This is a genomic window from Pseudomonas sp. LB3P58 (assembly GCF_054897895.1).
On sequence record NZ_JBUBVE010000001.1, the window covers coordinates 3,284,238 to 3,300,131 of the forward strand.

Consider the following 15,894-nt stretch of genomic DNA (forward strand, 5'->3'; position numbering starts at 1 on the left):
GCTTCGTGCGCAAACCTCTGCCATCATTCAAGACTTACAAGCCGAGTAGAAAAAATGAACCGTCGTAAAAAAATACAGCAGTTATTAAAGGCTCACGCAAAAAAGGCCAGTGCCAAATTGGCACCGCCCAGTAAGTCTAAATACATTAGTAAAGCTGACCGATTGAAACTAGCGGCTGAACCTGGTCCAGACTCGATCATTCCCCCTGAGAGCTGATCTATTTAGCTTGAACACCACTGGAATTTACAAATCTATTTAGGCTACATCGTCGCATGGACCCTGTTCGCCTTGGGCGTCTTCCATTCCATTCGGTAATATCAAGTTCAAAACAGCATTCGCCGCCGCTGTCGACTCTGGCTTCGTTGACCCGTTCAGAGCGCACGAAGATCGGCGCAGCCCAGGCCTAGACCAGCCGCAAAGACCATACACAGTCGACTTAAAGGCACGAACAACGGCACACTGCGTGTCGGTTTGCGGGTGAGCAAAGAACACGACATAGATGCTTTTTAATGCCAGCCAGCCGCATTGCGCATCACCTTCAGAACTCCAGCTTTAAGGGCGAACGATGATTTTAGTTGTTGAGGGTATCAGCGCCAGCGGGAAAACCACTTGGTGCGCTAAACATGGAGGGCAACATGTCATTCCTGAAAACGGCCGTTTTGAAAACGAGCCGGATCGGATAAAGGATCCAGTCGGAGCAGCAACTTTTTGGGCTGAGCGAAACGTGGATCGCTGGCAAACGGCGCTAGCCATGGAAGATATTTCTTCGTGGGCTGTGTGTGACAGTGACCCTCTCAAGCTCCACTACATTTGGAGCCTTTGGCAGATCGGCGAGACGAGCGAACACGACTGGCGAATAGAGTTGGACGCCACAAGAGAAACGATCGCACAAGGACGTATTGGCTTTGCTGACTGTTACATTGTTGGTCGCATCGATCCTCAGCTCGCACGACAACGAGCCAAAGCCGACACCACCCGCCGACGGAGTAGATTCGAGCTACACGTGCGTCTCCAACAAGCTCTGCTGACCTGGTACTCAGCTATGGATCAAGTACTTCCCGGCAGAGTGCGATTCGGGCTTCCTTCAAAAATGCCCACCGTAGAAAACCTTGATGGAAGATATTCGGTAACGGCTTTTGATCAAATGATCGCATCGCTCCCCAGAAAATAATCAGCCCTCTTACCGACAGGGATTTGAGAGGCTGATGCAGAGAGCGTGAGAAGTGGTTCGAAGCACAACGCAACGTCAAGCTGATGGGGTTGACCGGGCGTTTGATGCCTGATTTCAAGACCATCGTGCGACGCCAGCCGTCCTTGAGCGGCACCTTTACAAGATCTTTATGCGCTTGCCCCCAATCCTTTTACCAACTTACCAGGCATCCAATTAGGCTTTCCTCATCGCGGGAGGAAATGCCATGGACTTCATCTTTGTGGTACTCGGTGCCCTGTTGTTCATCAGCCTGGTCGGCCTGGCGCGCGGCTGTGCGGCGCTGAACAGGAGACGGCCATGACCGGTTTCTATCTGTTTGGCGGCATCATTGCGGCCGGGTTGCTGGTTTACCTGGTCGCCGCGCTGCTGTTTCCGGAGGACTTCCTATGACGACTCAAGCCTGGGTCCTCCTTGGGGCCTTTCTGTTGGTGCTGGCTCTGTTGGCCTGGCCACTTGGCCATTGGCTGACCACTGTGATGGAGGGTCGGTTTGCCTTCGGCTCGCGCATCGAGTCGCCGCTGTATCGCCTCGCCGGGGTCAAGCCAGAAACGCAGATGGGGTGGCTGCAATACGCCCTCGCCCTGATCCTGTTCAACGCGCTGGGACTACTGGTCGTCTACGCGCTGCAACGGTTGCAAGGTGTTCTGCCGTTCAACCCGCAAGGGTTTGGCGCGGTGACGCCCGACTCTTCGTTCAACACCGCCGCCAGTTTTGTCACCAATACCAACTGGCAAGCCTATAGCGGCGAGTCGACGATGAGCTACCTCACGCAGATGCTGGCGCTGACAGTGCAGAACTTCCTGTCTGCCGCCACCGGCATTGTGGTGGCCGTTGCCCTGATTCGCGGGTTCGCCCGCCACAGTGCGACCAGCATCGGCAATGCCTGGACCGACCTCACCCGCATCACGCTGTGGGTGTTGCTGCCGCTATCGCTGATTTTCGCGCTGTTCTTCGTCAGCCAGGGCGCGATCCAGAATCTTGCCCCGTATCAGGCAGTCACCACCCTGGAAGTCATGCAATATCAGGCGCCGGTGCTCAATGATGCCGGCCAGCCGACGCTCGATGCCCAGGGCAATCCGGCGACCGTGGCCAGCAGCACGCAAACACAAACCATTGCCATGGGCCCTGTCGCCTCGCAAGAAGCGATCAAGATGCTGGGCACCAATGGCGGTGGTTTCTTCAATGCCAACTCGGCGCACCCCTACGAAAACCCCACCGCCGTCACCAATTTCTTTCAGTTGATTGCGATCTTCCTGATCCCGACCGCGCTGTGTTTCGTCTTCGGCCACATCGTCGGTGACATCCGACAAGGCTGGGCGCTGTTGGCGGCGATGACGATCATTTTCGTGATCGCCGTGGTTGCCGTCACCCATTACGAACAACTGGGCAACCCGCAGTTTTCAGCGCTGGGCGTCGATACAGCGGCGGGCAACATGGAAGGCAAGGAGGTGCGCTTCGGCATCAGCGCTTCCAGCCTGTTTGCAGCGGTGACCACGGCGGCTTCATGTGGCGCGGTCAACGCGATGCATGACTCGTTCACGCCCTTGGGCGGTGCGGTGCCGCTGATCCTCATGCAACTGGGTGAAGTGGTGTTCGGCGGCACGGGTTCGGGTCTGTACGGCATGCTGGTATTCGCCATTCTTGCGGTGTTTATCGCCGGCCTGATGATCGGGCGGACACCGGAATACCTGGGCAAGAAGATCGAAGCCTACGAGATGAAAATGGTTGCCATCGCGATTCTGATGACGCCGTTGCTGGTGCTGTTCGGTACCGCTATTGCTGTCATGGCCGAGGCCGGCAGGCTTGGGATTGCCAACCCGGGTGCCCATGGGTTTTCGGAGATCCTCTACGCCTTCACCTCGGCCGCCAATAACAACGGCAGTGCCTTCGCCGGCCTGTCGGCGAACACGCCGTTCTACAACACGATGCTGGCGATCGTCGCCTGGTTTGGCCGCTTCGGCGTGATCGTCCCGGTACTCGCCGTCGCCGGCAGCCTGGCCGCAAAAAAACGCCTGGCCGTGACCGGCGGCACGATGCCCACCCACGGGATGTTGTTTGTGGTGCTGCTGATCGGCACGGTGTTGCTGGTCGGCTTGCTGAACTATGTCCCCGCGCTCGCGCTGGGGCCTGTCGTCGAACACTTCCTCATGATCAAGTGAGACCACGAACATGACACGCAAAGCGTTCTCCTTGTTCGACCCCCAACTGATAAGACCGGCTATCGTCGAGTCCGTACGCAAACTCAGTCCGCGGATCCAGTGGCGCAACCCGGTGATGTTCGTCGTCTACACCGGCGCCATCATCACCACCGCGCTGTGGGTCCAGGCCCTGCGTGGCGAGGGTGAGGCCAGCAGTGGTTTTATCCTGGCGATCGCCTTGTGGCTGTGGTTTACCGTGCTGTTCGCCAACTTTGCCGAAGCCTTGGCCGAAGGTCGCAGTAAAGCCCAGGCGGCCTCGCTGCGGGACCTGAAAAAGGAAACCTGGGCCAAGAAACTGCGTGAACCGCACTACGGCGCCGAGTGGCAGTTGGCGCAATCGAGCGACTTGTGCAAAGGCGATGTGGTGCTGGTCGAAGCCGGCGACCTTGGGGACTCGGTCATCCCCGCCGACGGCGACGTGATCGAAGGCGCCGCCTCGGTGGATGAATCCGCGATTACCGGCGAATCAGCCCCGGTGATTCGCGAAGCTGGCGGCGACTTCTCGGCCGTGACCGGCGGCACCCGGGTGCTCTCGGACTGGATTGTCGTGCGCGTGACCACCAACCCCGGCGAAACCTTCGTCGACCGCATGATTGCCATGGTCGAGAACGCGAAACGGCAAAAGACCCCGAATGAAATCGCCTTGTCGATTTTATTGGTCGCGCTGACGATCGTGTTCCTGGGCGTGACGGTGACGCTCCTGCCCTTCTCGCTGTTCGGTGTCGCGGTGGCCAAGTCCGGTGTGCCCGTCTCGATCACCGTCCTCATCTCGTTGCTGGTGTGCCTGATTCCCACGACCATTGCCGGCCTGCTGTCGGCCGTCGGTGTGGCGGGCATGAGTCGCATGATGGAGGCCAATGTGATCGCCACGTCGGGCCGAGCCGTGGAAGCCGCCGGTGACGTGGACGTCCTGCTGCTCGATAAAACCGGGACGATTACGCTGGGCAACCGGCATGCCTCGGCGTTCCTGCCAGCGCCGGGCATCAAAGAGGCTGAACTCGCGGATGTCGCGCAACTGGCCTCTCTGGCCGACGAAACCCCAGAGGGACGCAGTATCGTCGTATTGGCCAAGCAACGTTTCAATCTGCGAGAACGAGAAATCGGCGCACTCGACGCCCACTTCGTGCACTTTTCGGCGCAAACGCGCATGAGCGGCGTCAACCTGGGCGACCGGCAAATACGCAAGGGCGCTGGCGAAGCGATCCTCAAGCATGTCCAGGGCCTGGGCGGCAGCTTTCCCGAAGCGGTGCAAACCAGCATTGAGGAGGTGGCGCGCCGGGGCAGCACCCCGTTGGTGGTGGCCGACGGTGCCAAGGTGTTGGGCGTCATCGAGCTCAAGGACATCGTTAAAGGGGGCATCAAGGAGCGCTTCGTCGAATTGCGCCGCATGGGCATCAAGACGGTCATGGTGACCGGTGACAACCGGGTCACCGCGGCCGCCATCGCCGCCGAAGCCGGGGTCGATGACTTTCTGGCCGAGGCGACACCCGAACAGAAGCTGGAACTGATCCGCCGCTACCAGGCCGAAGGCCGGCTGGTGGCCATGACCGGCGACGGCACCAACGACGCCCCGGCACTGGCTCAGGCCGATGTCGCCGTGGCGATGAACTCGGGGACGCAGGCCGCCAAGGAAGCCGGCAACATGGTGGACCTGGACAGCAACCCGACGAAGTTGATCGAGGTGGTGGAAACCGGCAAACAGATGCTGATGACCCGAGGCTCGCTGACCACCTTCTCGATTGCCAACGACATCGCCAAGTATTTCGCGATCGTACCGGCCGCGTTTGTCACCACCTACCCTCAGCTCGCAGCACTCAACATCATGGGGCTGACGAGCCCGAACTCCGCGGTGCTGTCAGCGGTGATTTTCAATGCGCTGATTATCATTTTCCTGATTCCCCTGGCGCTCAAAGGCGTGAAGTACCGCCCGGTCGGTGCCGCCCTGCTGCTGCGACGCAATCTGTTGATCTACGGGCTGGGTGGGGTCATCGTTCCATTCATTGGCATCAAGGTGATCGACATGGCGCTGTCCGCCGTCGGTCTGGCTTGAGGGAGCACTGTCATGGCTTCTTTACTGCGTCCGGCGCTGACCCTGCTGATTGTATTTTCACTGCTCACGGGCCTCGCCTATCCGCTGCTCACCACCGGGATCGCCGGCCTGGTTTTCCCCCGTCAGGCCGCGGGCAGCCTGATCGAAAGAGACGGCAAAACCGTGGGCTCCCTGCTGATCGGTCAAGGCTTCAGCAATCCGAAATACTTCTGGAGCCGCCCTTCCGCCACCAGTCCCATGCCCTATAACCCGCAGGCCTCGGCAGGGTCGAACCAGGGCCCGCTGAACCCGGCGCTGGCGGATGCAATCAAGGCCCGGATCGACGCCTTGCACGCGGCCGATCCTGGCAACACCGCGACGGTACCCGCCGACCTGGTCTACAGTTCCGCCAGCGGTCTTGATCCGCATATCAGCATCGCGGCGGCGCTGTACCAGGCAAACCGGGTTTCGCGGGTGCGCAAGCTGCCCGTCGAGCAGGTCCGCCAACTGATCAGCGAGCATTCTGAAAGCATGCTGCTCGGGTTCCTCGGCGAACCCCGGGTCAACGTATTGGCACTGAACCTGGCACTCGACGCCGCCCATTGAGCGCCAACTCACACACGGTGAGCCTGATGGCCGAACAACGTCCTGACCCGGACCAGCTACTGGCCCAGATTCGCGAAGAAGAAGCGCAAGCCAAACGCGGCCGGCTGAAGATTTTCTTCGGCGCCAGCGCAGGGGTCGGCAAGACCTACGCGATGCTGGCAGCCGCTCATACCGCGAAACTGCAGGACATCACCGTGCTGATCGGCGTGGTCGAGACCCACGGCCGCGCCGAAACCCAGGCGCTGACCGCAGGCCTGGAAACACTGCCGCTCAAGCAGGTGGTCGACAAGAACCGCACATTGTCCGAGTTCGACCTCGACGCCGCACTCGCGCATCAACCGGGCCTGATCCTGATTGACGAACTGGCGCACTCCAACGCCGTCGGTTCGCGGCACCCAAAGCGCTGGCAGGACGTGGAAGAACTGCTCAGCGCCGGTATCGATGTCTGGTCGACCATGAACGTCCAGCACCTGGAGAGCCTGAACGACATTGTCGGTGGCATCACCGGCATTCGCGTCTGGGAGACCGTGCCCGACCATGTGTTCGACACGGCCGATGAAGTGGTGATCGTCGACTTGCCTCCCGACGACCTGCTGCAGCGCTTGAAGGAAGGCAAGGTCTATCTGGCGCAACAGGCCGAGCGCGCGGTGCAGAATTTCTTTCGCAAAGGCAACTTGATTGCCCTGCGCGAACTGGCGCTGCGCCGCACCGCCGACCGTGTCGACAGCGACATGTTGCAGTACCGCCAAAGCGGTGCGGTCAAACCGGTCTGGGGGACTCGCGACTCTCTGCTCGCCTGCATCGGCCCCCATGAGCAGGCCGAAAAAACCGTACGTTCGACGGCCCGTCTGGCCGCTCAGCTCAATGTGCCCTGGCACGCCGTGTATGTCGAAACCCCAACCTTGCAGCGTCTGCCAGAAGCCAAGCGCCGTCGCGTTCTGGCGACCCTGAAACTGGCCCAGGACATGGGCGCGCAGATCTCGACGCTGGCCGGTCAGGACATTGCCGAAGCATTGGTCAAGTATGCTCGGCAGTACAACCTTTCAAAAGTCGTGCTGGGCCGCGACGAAGGTGCGCGGCGTCGACTCTGGCGGCGAGCGCTGGCCGAGCGGATCGGGGCGCTGGGCGCCGATCTTGACGTGATTCAAGTCTCGCTGCCGACCCGTCAACGTCCCCAGGCCGAGAAGACGCCTGCCACAAGCGATAGCCCGATTGTATGGCGATCCTATTTTTGGAGCGTGGCACTTTGCGCGGTGACCACCCTGGCGATCCTGCCCATGGCACATGTGCTCGAACTGGCCAACATCGTCATGATCTTCTTGCTGGCGGTGGTCGCCGTGGCCGTTCGCTTTGGTCGAGGCCCGGCCGTCCTGGCAGCCTTTGTGTCAGTGGGTGCCTTTGACTTCTTCTTTGTATCGCCGCGTTTTTCGTTCGCCTTCGCCGATGCCCAATACCTGGTGACCTTCAGCGTGATGCTCGTGGTCGCTCTGGTCATCGGGCAAATGACGGCCGGCCTGACTTACCAGGCGCGGGTGGCGCAGCGGCGCGAAGACCGCATGCGGGCGCTGTACGACATGTCTCGCCTTCTCTCTGCTGCGCTGCTGACCGAACAGGTCGCCGACATCAGCGCGAGGTTTCTGTCTGCCGAGTTTGGTGCAAGGTCTGCCTTGCTGGTGGCCGATGACAACAACAAATTGCTGCCCCCCATGGTCACCGGAGAAGCGCCGCAGGTGGACGTTGCCATTGCCCAGTGGTCTTTTGATAAAACCGAACCGGCCGGCTACGGCACCGACACCCTGCCCTCCAGTTCAACGCTTTACCTGCCCCTGTCGGCGCCCATGCGAGTACGCGGGGTGTTGGCGGTGCAACCGCGAGACACCACTCGACTGGTGGTGCCGGAACAGCGGCGCCTGCTCGACACCTGTGCATCATTGCTGGCCATCTCGCTCGAACGGATTCACTACATCAACGTGGCCCAGGACACGACCGTGCAAATGGAGTCCGAGCGGTTGCGCAACTCGTTGCTGTCGGCGATCTCCCACGACCTGCGAACCCCGCTTTCGGTCATGGTCGGGCTCGCCGAAGCGCTCAAACTGACCAGGCCTGCCCTGACCGGCGAAGCCGCCGAAATCGCCACGGCGATCGGTGAATCGGCGTTGCGCATGAATACGCTGGTCAACAATCTGCTGGACATGGCACGCCTCGAATCCGGGAAAGTGGTATTGAACCGGCAGTGGCAACCCATCGAAGACGTAGTGGGCAGCGCTCTGCGAGCGATCCAGCCGATTCTCGACAGGCGTTCGGTGCAAGTCACCCTAGAGGATGATTTGCCCCCCGTACGCATTGACGCGGTGCTGATCGAGCGCGTCCTCATCAACCTGATCGAGAACGCCGTCAAGTACACGCCGCAAGGCACGACCATCGGCGTGGGTGCCAGGACGGCGGCTGACAATATAGAACTGTGGGTCGCCGACGAAGGACCGGGATTGCCACAGGGTCACGAAGAGGCGCTCTTCAGCAAATTCATGCGTGGCAAGAAAGAAAGCTCGATACCTGGCGTCGGGCTGGGCCTCGCCATCTGCCGGGCCATCGCCCAGGCTCATGGAGGGACCATTCTGGGGTTCACCCGGTCAGAAGGCGGTGCTTGCTTCACCTTGCGCCTGCCCCGTGAAGCGCCTCCCATCATCGAACCTTTTGCCTCGCAGGCTGACGAGGAACAACCATGACCGACTCAGTACCGCATGTTCTGATCATTGAAGATGAGAAGGAAATACGCCGCTTCGTGCGGATGGCTTTGCAAGCTGAAGGCCTGGAAGTTCACGAAGCCGACACCTTTCACCGGGGCCTCATCGACGCGGGCACACGCCGGCCCGATCTGATCGTGCTCGACCTGGGACTTCCCGACGGCGACGGCATCGACCTGATCCGGGATGTCAGGAGCTGGTCGCCGGTGCCCATTATTGTGTTGTCTGCACGTGGCGCAGAGTCAGACAAAATCCTGGCACTGGACACCGGTGCCGACGACTATCTGGTGAAGCCCTTTGGCACCGGTGAACTGCTCGCCCGTGTGCGCGCGCTGTTACGCAGGCAGGCGAAAGAGGCCGAAAACAACTCGGTACTGTGCTTCGGTGACGTGCAAATCGATGTAGAACGGCGCGTCGTGGAACGTGCTGGCGCCCCCTTGCATTTGACGCCGCTGGAATACCGTTTGCTGGTTCATCTTTGCTCCAATCCAAATCGGGTCCTGACGCACTTGCAACTGCTCAAGGCCGTATGGGGGCCGGCGCACACCACCGATACCCCTTACCTTCGAGTTTTCATGGGCGGTTTGCGCAAGAAAGTAGAAACGGACCCGTCCCAGCCACGTCATCTGGTGACTGAAACGGGGGTTGGCTACCGTTTTATTCCTTGAGCCTATGGTGCTGGAGTCAGCAGCTTTGTTTACCGCTACATCTCGACCTGTGTGCCCAGCTCTATCACCCTGTTCAGTGGCAATTTGAAGTACTTCAGATTGCTGTTGGCGTTCTTGAGTAAAAAGGCAAATAGACTCTCTCGCCAACGAGCCATACCCATGCGTTTGGTCGCAATGACCGTTTCTCGGCTGAGGAAATAGGTCGTGCGCATCGGACTGAAATCCAGCTCAGCCAAGTGACAGAGACTCAACGCCAGGGGGACATCCGGCTCCTCGATAAAACCGAAGTGCAGACTGACCCGGAAGAAGCCTTCACCATAGGCTTCGACCTCAAATCGTCTGTCAGCACTTACGCGAGGGCTGTCTTCAGACACTACCGTGAGCAACACGACTTGTTCATGCAAAACCTGGTTATGCAACAGGTTGTGCAGCAACGCATGAGGGACGGCATCGGCCCTGGCCGTCAGAAACACCGCCGTGCCTTGTACGCGATGGGGAGGCTGCGTACGGATGCTGCCGATGAAGAGCGGTAGAGGAAGCGCCGTTTCATCCAGCCGCTCAACAACAATCTTCCTGCCCCGCTTCCAGGTCGTCATCAAAATGAACAGGCCGATGCCGGCAATCACCGGGAACGCACCGCCCTGAAAAATCTTCGGCGCGTTGGCCGCGAAATACAGACCGTCTACCAGCAAAAATCCGAGCAGCATCGGGATGGCCAACCAGCGCGGCGTTTTCCATAGGAGCAGGACGACAGCCGAAGACAAGATTGTTGTGATCAGCATGGTCCCCGTCACAGCGACGCCATAAGCTGCGGCCAAAGCACTGGACGACTCGAAACCAATCACCAACAACACGACACCGACCATCAACGCCCAGTTAACCGTACCGATGTAGATCTGCCCCTGCTCCTGGCTGGAGGTGTGCTGGATAAACATGCGAGGGACGTAACCCAGCTGGATGGCCTGGCGAGTCAGGGAGAAAGCACCGGAGATCACGGCTTGAGAAGCGATGATGGTAGCCAGTGTGGAGAGCGCGACCATCGGTAACAGTGCCCATTCAGGCGCCAGCAAATAGAACGGGTTGCGCACAGTCTCCGGGTTTCCCAGGATCAAGGCGCCTTGGCCAAAGTAGTTGAGCACCAAACCGGGCAACACGAGAATGAACCAGGCACGAGAAATCGGTTTGCGACCAAAGTGGCCCATGTCCGCATACAGTGCTTCAGCACCGGTCAATGACAATACGACGGCACCCAGGATGGCCACACCGATTCCCGGATGAGCGATAAAAAAATGCGCTCCCCAGTATGGATTGAGCGCTTGCAGTACTTCCGGGCGCTGCAAAATCCCATAGATCCCCAGCGCACCTAACACTACAAACCACAGCACCATCACTGGGCCGAACAGGATACCGATGCGAGCCGTGCCGTGCTTTTGGATCAGGAACAGCGCCACCAGCACGATCACTGACAAGGGCACAACCCAGTGCTCTATTCCGTCAAACGCCAGCTGAAGTCCTTCAACCGCAGAGAGCACCGAAATAGCCGGGGTGATCATGCTGTCCCCGTAAAAAAGTGCCGCACCGAACAGGCCGAGCAGGACCAGTACCTTGCTCATGCGCGGATAAGGTGCTGCCGCGCGGCGGGCTAAAGCCGTCAACGCCATAATGCCGCCTTCGCCCTGGTTGTTGGCGCGAAGGATGAACAGCACGTACTTGATTGAGACCACCCAGATCAGTGACCAGAAGATCAACGACAGAATGCCTAGCACTCCGTCGTGATTTACCTGAACTCCGTAGTGACCGGAAAATACTTCTTTCAACGTGTAGAGGGGGCTGGTGCCAATGTCCCCGTAAACCACGCCGACAGCGGCGACGAGCAAGCCTGCAGCTGACGTTTTGGCTTGAGAATTTTCATGTGCAACGGTCGTTGTTTCGCTCACGGTAGACTCTCTGAATGAAGGGGGAGAAAGTGCATGCCATCCTTGAGCGAGACGGCTCCCCGAGGCCGTTTGAGATAGGCGGCCGTAAAGAGGCATTGATTCAAACGGTTATTAATGACATTGGTCCACACGTCGCTAAGCCAAGAGGTGAAGTGCTATACGTATCGACGTTAAAAAACGCGGCCAGTATCGTGTCGGACGAAAATGACCACTGTAAAGAAAGCGTAAAAAATCATACGAGAGGCGAGCCTTGGACATTCGATCGTCTAAAACCCTGACGGGCAGATCAAACCACCATCGTTGCGCAATGGATCAGCAAAACAGGCTCACGCGAACCTGTCTGCGATGGATCCTGTGCCTGAGCATTGTCGCGCCCGGCATGGCCGGTGCAGAGACACGACCCGAGAACATGGTTTATCTGCGTACGATTGATCCGGGCATCGAGCAAGACATTCGCTATGCCAGCGCTCACAACTTCACCGGGCACCCACTCGACGGTTACGCCGCTGCACAGTGCCTGTTATCGCTGGACGCCGCCAAGGCCCTCGCTCGGGTACAAACAGCATTGCGGGCGCAGGGCTACGGTTTGAAGGTGTTTGACTGTTATCGACCCAGCCGTGCCGTTGCCGATATGGGGCGTTTCGCGACGGAACCAGGCGACCCACGCAAGGCCGAGTTCTATCCGCGTGTGGACAAGCAGGACTTCTGGCGCCTGGGTTACGTGGCCCGGGTGTCGAACCACTCCAAAGGCTCAACCGTGGACCTGACACTGACCGGGCCCGATGCCCTGCCCGCCGATAGCTGGACGCCTTCAGCCGGGCAAGTCGATTGCACGGCCCCTTATGGCCAGCGTTGGCGCGACGGCGCACTCGACATGGGCACCGGTTTCGATTGCTTCGATGAGCGCGCGCATACCGACAACCCGACGATCAGCGCTGCCGCCAGGGACAATCGCCAGAAGCTCAGCAGGGCCATGGAGAAAGAAGGGTTTACCGGGTACTCGAAGGAATGGTGGCACTTCACCTATAGCGGCGAAGGTTCGCCGAAGAACATCATGGACTTCCCCATCACGCCGCTGGGTACACGCGACGCTCTCGACACCGCCAATCAGCTGATTGTGGTCACCACAAAAAACTGGACTGACATCCAGGGCACGGCCCAGCGCTATGAACGCCAAGGGAACACCTTTCGAAAATACGAAGGGTCATTTCCGGTGGTGGTCGGCAGGAGCGGGCTGGCGTGGGGCAAGGGCCTGAGCAGCGTTGAGCAACGCGAAGGTCCGGTCAAACGTGAAGGCGATGGCAAAGCACCTGCCGGGGTATTCAAACTGGGAACGACGTTTGGCTACGACCGCACTTCCGAGACAAAACTGCCTTACCTGGCGCTGACCCCGACCATCGAATGCGTGGATGACAGCCACTCCGCCCGCTACAACGAGCTTGTCGACGGAGCGACAATTTCGAAAGACTGGAATAGCTCCGAACGTATGCGTCGCGATGACGACATGTATAGAAAAGGCATTTTCATCGAGCACAATACGCCGGCGTCCCCCGCCTCGGGCTCGTGCATTTTCTTCCATATCTGGCGCGGCCCCACCTCGCCGACGCTGGGCTGCACCGCCATGGACCCAGCGGATATTTCTCATTTGTTCGATTGGCTGGATCCTCGCCAGTCCCCTCTGCTGGTTCAAATGCCCGAGGCGGAATATGAGCAAATCCGCGAAAGCTGGAACCTCCCCGAACGTTGATACAACTCCGTTACGCCGGCTGTTACTTCCTGATCTGCACCGGCGCCAATGACCCTTCTGACTGTAACGCCAAGACACTTCGCCGCACTGCACGACCCGCCTACCGTAAAGCCGTCAATGTGCTTACAGGGTCGTGACACATCATCGGCACCGTCCGCCGGATTCGAAGCCCGCTGCCCATTGATTGCCCAACACTCAACCAAGGAAGAGGGAAACCATGAGTCAGTCAAACGCAGTCAGCAAACAAAGCCAGCAACTGCACAAAGACGTGCAAGAGGCTTTCAAGTCGTTCCAGAGCGTCGCCCCAACGGCCCTGAAAACCACCGACTACAGCAAGGTACTGACGTCGACCCTGGCGGCCACCCAAAAGTCGGTCAAGATCCAGATCGCCGCCGCTGATCTGACCCTGCTCAAACAATCAGGCTACAAGCTGTGCTTTGCCAAGAAGGTCGGCAATGAAGCCTACAACGTGGTCTGGCAGTCTTACGTCCAGTACCTGAGCAACAGCACTTTCAGCTGGACGCCCCAGTATCAGTTGTTCGGCGCCAACTCTTTCCAGGCCAACGTGCAGGTAGATGTGTCGACCAACCTCGTCAATATCGGCCTGGGCCAACAGTCGATACTCGACAATGCCGGCCTGCTGGGTTCGGCGACGAGCGGTGGCCCCGACACCTCCATCACCCTGGTGAACAACTACGGTGCGATCCACCCCGGCCTCAGTCAACTGTCCACGGGCATCGATGGCAGGCAGATCAGCACGCCCATCTACGTGGCCTCGGCACAAGTAGTCACCGGCCAGACCGTGCTAACCCCCGTCGAGACCATTCTGGTGTGGTTCGAACAGAACGTGCAGACCAGCACCATGTTCAGCACCTCACGCTCGCAATCCATCGAAATCGATTTGACCTTCGATAACAGTGCGACCCGCCTCTACTCTGGCGGTAGCTGGACTGTCGTGTAACGCAGCATCCAGGGGCAACCTTGTGGTTGCCCCTCTGTTCATCAATCGTCACTGCCACCCCGGGCGAAATAGCCCGTCAACGACCGACAAATGGACTCGGCCAGATCTTCCTGAGTGGCAATGCCATAGGGATGATCGCGATCGAACTGCTCTGACCAGCGAATACGCCCCTGAGCGACATCAATCAAACGTACCGAGGTCCGGACGCGGGCCGGTTCCACCCGCACGCTGCCCTCCAGCGAATAGCTGCCGCGCCTGACCCGCCCCAGGTCCGGTGCTTTTACGCTACTTCGTGGCACCTTCATCAGCACATGGTTCGCCGGCGTTTGCGTCTGTTCAAACGACTCGAACAGCCTGCAACTCAACTCTTCGCACAAACCCTGGGTAAAGTCGTCGCCGTCGCGGGTGATGCAGGTAAACGGCTGGAGTTGCAGGACAGGATGGCGAATAGCGATGCCTTTGAGCCTGAGTCGCTGATACGCCAGCCGATAACAACCGGCCGGAATGCTCAGACGCACCGGATCCTGTTGGCCAAACGTGGCGTAATGACTGGCGAGCTTGCGCCGCAACCGGCCTACCTGAACCCGCACCACGGGATCATCGCCGGTGCAGTAGACCGCCGGATCACGGCGAAACACCGCGATGCCGATGGCGTGCTCGGTAAGGGGAGTGTCCGAAAACTGGAGGTCGTGCTCGACCAGAAAGCGCAACAGGCTGCCCATCCGCCGTGACTTGGCGAACAACGGGCTGGCCAATAACAGCGCGAGCACCCGCTCCACCTCTTCCCGAGCGAGAGGCTCGGGAACGATGTCTGCACTTGCATTGCCAATGGGCTTGATCACCACAGCCTGCCTCCTTGCAGGTAACCGCCTGTCGCCCGCCACCTCGATGGCCATGAACGACTCGAGCGCTGCCAGAACGTAGCGTAGCAGTTGCATTCGGATCGGGAAGATATTGCAGTGGCGGAGGTCCTGGTCATCGACGCAGGAACACCCAGAGAAAATTCGTATACCATATCTGCAATTCCATCCTAACGATCACGACCGTGGCCCTGACAAAACTCAACGCTCCCGACCTTGGCAATTCGCCTTCGACGTCGGAAATCATCACCCGTCATCTGCGTGACGCCATCGTCGCCGGGCATTTCGCCGAGGACGAGCCGATTCGCCAGGACGATATCGCCCGCCAGTTCAACGTCAGCAAGATTCCGGTGCGCGAAGCCCTCAAGCGCCTGGAGGCCGAAGGCCTGGTGATGTTCCAGCGTAATCGCGGGGCGATGGTCACCCGGGTTTCCGATGCAGAACTGGCGCAGATGTTCGAAGTGCGCATGCTGCTCGAAGACAAGGTGCTGCGCCTGGCCATTCCCAACATGACCGAAGACACCTTCGCCCGCGCCGAACGCATCTGCCAGGAGTTCATCGGCGAAGATGACGTCGGGCGCTGGGCCGAGCTCAACTGGGAACTTCACGCTTGCCTTTACGAACCGGCGCAACGACCGTTTCTGGTCGGCCTGATCCGCTCGGTCAACGACAAACTGGAGCGCTACCTGCGCATGCAGATGAGCCTGTCGGCCGGCAAGGAGCGCGCCGATCACGAACACCGGGAAATCCTTGCGGCCTGCCGCGCCGGTGACGTTGACCTGGCGGTGAAGTTGCTCGACGAGCACATTGCCGGGGTCTGCAAAACCCTGTTCGAGCACCTGCCTCACAGCCACTAACCCTTCGCCGCACTGTGCCGATTTCGTCATCGGCTCTGGATAAAACCATCAAGCCGGCAAGCCCCCGCACAGGCCAC

Annotated in this window: 13 protein-coding genes and 1 pseudogene; 12 read left to right on the forward strand and 2 right to left on the reverse strand. The window is 59.4% G+C overall.

Going from position 1 to position 15,894, the window contains the following annotated elements; translation table 11 throughout:
- The first annotated feature begins 54 nt into the window (after positions 1-54).
- The 9 genes and pseudogenes from ACYZTZ_RS15170 to kdpE all read left to right on the forward strand — a co-directional run bounded on the left by ACYZTZ_RS15170 (position 55) and on the right by kdpE (position 9,455).
- A complete protein-coding gene (locus ACYZTZ_RS15170; RefSeq protein ID WP_461998803.1) occupies positions 55-216 on the forward strand; it encodes a DUF2986 domain-containing protein in 162 nt (53 codons plus the stop codon).
- 349 nt (positions 217-565) lie between these two features.
- Positions 566-1,171, forward strand: a complete 606-nt coding sequence (locus tag ACYZTZ_RS15175; protein WP_461998804.1) for a hypothetical protein — start codon at positions 566-568, stop codon at positions 1,169-1,171.
- Positions 1,172-1,230: 59 nt separating this feature from the next.
- Positions 1,231-1,296 (forward strand): annotated as a pseudogene (locus ACYZTZ_RS15180) (hypothetical protein); the annotation flags it as partial.
- Between the two features lie 211 nt (positions 1,297-1,507).
- Entirely contained in the window at positions 1,508-1,600 is a 93-nt protein-coding gene (kdpF, locus tag ACYZTZ_RS15185; RefSeq protein WP_103316005.1) for a K(+)-transporting ATPase subunit F, read from the forward strand.
- Entirely contained in the window at positions 1,597-3,369 is a 1,773-nt protein-coding gene (kdpA, locus tag ACYZTZ_RS15190; protein WP_461998805.1) for a potassium-transporting ATPase subunit KdpA, read from the forward strand. Before kdpF ends, kdpA begins: the two co-directional genes overlap by 4 nt.
- Positions 3,370-3,379: 10 nt before the next feature.
- Positions 3,380-5,458, forward strand: coding sequence for a potassium-transporting ATPase subunit KdpB (kdpB, locus tag ACYZTZ_RS15195; RefSeq protein ID WP_461998806.1), 2,079 nt, complete (start codon positions 3,380-3,382; stop codon positions 5,456-5,458).
- A 12-nt stretch (positions 5,459-5,470) separates the two neighbouring features.
- Positions 5,471-6,043 (forward strand): potassium-transporting ATPase subunit KdpC, encoded by a 573-nt coding sequence (gene kdpC / locus ACYZTZ_RS15200; protein ID WP_461998807.1) that lies wholly within the window; start codon positions 5,471-5,473, stop codon positions 6,041-6,043.
- 26 nt (positions 6,044-6,069) lie between these two features.
- Positions 6,070-8,769, forward strand: a complete 2,700-nt coding sequence (kdpD, locus tag ACYZTZ_RS15205) for a two-component system sensor histidine kinase KdpD (RefSeq protein WP_461998808.1) — start codon at positions 6,070-6,072, stop codon at positions 8,767-8,769.
- Positions 8,766-9,455, forward strand: coding sequence for a two-component system response regulator KdpE (gene kdpE / locus ACYZTZ_RS15210; RefSeq protein ID WP_461998809.1), 690 nt, complete (start codon positions 8,766-8,768; stop codon positions 9,453-9,455). The genes kdpD and kdpE overlap by 4 nt, the downstream gene beginning before the upstream one ends.
- A gap of 35 nt (positions 9,456-9,490) precedes the next feature.
- Here the strand turns inward: kdpE and ACYZTZ_RS15215 are convergent, their stop codons facing one another.
- On the reverse strand, positions 9,491-11,392 hold the full coding sequence (locus tag ACYZTZ_RS15215; RefSeq protein WP_461998811.1) for a potassium transporter Kup: 1,902 nt from the start codon (positions 11,390-11,392) through the stop codon (positions 9,491-9,493).
- Positions 11,393-11,801: 409 nt separating this feature from the next.
- Between ACYZTZ_RS15215 and ACYZTZ_RS15220 the strand changes: the two genes are divergently transcribed.
- Together ACYZTZ_RS15220 and ACYZTZ_RS15225 are read left to right on the forward strand one after the other, a co-directional pair.
- The gene (locus tag ACYZTZ_RS15220) at positions 11,802-13,139 is read left to right on the forward strand and encodes a M15 family metallopeptidase (protein WP_461998812.1); all 1,338 of its coding nucleotides are present in this window, start codon (positions 11,802-11,804) and stop codon (positions 13,137-13,139) included.
- Positions 13,140-13,356: 217 nt separating this feature from the next.
- On the forward strand, positions 13,357-14,100 hold the full coding sequence (locus tag ACYZTZ_RS15225) for a hypothetical protein (RefSeq protein ID WP_461998813.1): 744 nt from the start codon (positions 13,357-13,359) through the stop codon (positions 14,098-14,100).
- Positions 14,101-14,141: 41 nt separating this feature from the next.
- Here ACYZTZ_RS15225 and ACYZTZ_RS15230 read toward each other — a convergent pair whose 3' ends face one another.
- Positions 14,142-14,945: a hypothetical protein gene (locus ACYZTZ_RS15230; RefSeq protein ID WP_462000679.1), complete on the reverse strand. Its 804-nt coding sequence runs from the start codon at positions 14,943-14,945 to the stop codon at positions 14,142-14,144.
- Between the two features lie 200 nt (positions 14,946-15,145).
- Here ACYZTZ_RS15230 and ACYZTZ_RS15235 point away from each other — a divergent pair, with 200 nt between their 5' ends.
- The gene (locus tag ACYZTZ_RS15235) at positions 15,146-15,817 is read left to right on the forward strand and encodes a GntR family transcriptional regulator (protein ID WP_461998814.1); all 672 of its coding nucleotides are present in this window, start codon (positions 15,146-15,148) and stop codon (positions 15,815-15,817) included.
- Positions 15,818-15,894: the final 77 nt, after the last annotated feature.

Bases quoted from the DNA above. Each gene is read 5' to 3' on its own strand.
- ACYZTZ_RS15170 (WP_461998803.1), top strand. From the start codon at position 55: ATGAACCGTCGTAAAAAAATACAGCAGTTATTAAAGGCTCACGCAAAA.
- ACYZTZ_RS15175 (WP_461998804.1), top strand. From the start codon at position 566: ATGATTTTAGTTGTTGAGGGTATCAGCGCCAGCGGGAAAACCACTTGG.
- kdpF (WP_103316005.1), top strand. From the start codon at position 1,508: ATGACCGGTTTCTATCTGTTTGGCGGCATCATTGCGGCCGGGTTGCTG.
- kdpA (WP_461998805.1), top strand. From the start codon at position 1,597: ATGACGACTCAAGCCTGGGTCCTCCTTGGGGCCTTTCTGTTGGTGCTG.
- kdpB (WP_461998806.1), top strand. From the start codon at position 3,380: ATGACACGCAAAGCGTTCTCCTTGTTCGACCCCCAACTGATAAGACCG.
- kdpC (WP_461998807.1), top strand. From the start codon at position 5,471: ATGGCTTCTTTACTGCGTCCGGCGCTGACCCTGCTGATTGTATTTTCA.
- kdpD (WP_461998808.1), top strand. From the start codon at position 6,070: ATGGCCGAACAACGTCCTGACCCGGACCAGCTACTGGCCCAGATTCGC.
- kdpE (WP_461998809.1), top strand. From the start codon at position 8,766: ATGACCGACTCAGTACCGCATGTTCTGATCATTGAAGATGAGAAGGAA.
- ACYZTZ_RS15220 (WP_461998812.1), top strand. From the start codon at position 11,802: ATGGTTTATCTGCGTACGATTGATCCGGGCATCGAGCAAGACATTCGC.
- ACYZTZ_RS15225 (WP_461998813.1), top strand. From the start codon at position 13,357: ATGAGTCAGTCAAACGCAGTCAGCAAACAAAGCCAGCAACTGCACAAA.